Below are 552 nucleotides of genomic sequence, written 5' to 3'. Positions count from 1 at the left end.
GTAGTGCAACGGCACCAACCCCTTCTACCACTACCCCTGGTTCAACCACTTATTATGTGAGTCAAACAGCTGGTACTTGTGAAAGCCCAAGAGCTAGCATCACCGTTACGATCAACCCAACGCCTGCGGCTCCAACGGTTACAACACCTGTAACTTATTGCCAAAATGCAACAGCAGTTCCTTTAACTGCAACGGGTACTAACTTATTATGGTACACTACTGCAACAGGTGGTACAGGTAGCGCTATAGCGCCTACACCTTCAACCACAACGCCTGGTTCTACTACTTATTATGTAAGCCAAACAACGGGTACTTGTGAAGGACCAAGAGCTGCTATTATAGTAAATATTACTGCAACACCAGCAGCCCCAACAGTTACATCACCGGTTACTTATTGCCAAAACGATGTAGCAGTTGCCCTTACTGCAACAGGTACTAACTTATTATGGTACACTGCTGCAACGGGTGGTACTGGTAGTGCAACAGCACCAACACCTTCTACCGCAACTATTGGTTCTACTACTTATTATGTTAGTCAAACAGTTGCTACAT

General features: G+C 45.5%; 1 protein-coding gene. It reads left to right on the top strand.

The window, feature by feature from the left end; all coding sequences use genetic code 11:
- The coding region (locus ACFOWM_RS13935) for an Ig-like domain-containing protein (RefSeq protein WP_379711226.1) at positions 1–552 on the top strand (552 nt) is incomplete at both ends.

Origin of the sequence: Ferruginibacter yonginensis, assembly GCF_042651465.1 — a bacterium.
Taxonomy (GTDB): domain Bacteria; phylum Bacteroidota; class Bacteroidia; order Chitinophagales; family Chitinophagaceae; genus Ferruginibacter; species Ferruginibacter yonginensis.
The sequence above is the reverse complement of the archived record's forward strand: the minus strand, read 5'-3'. Positions and strand labels throughout refer to the sequence as shown.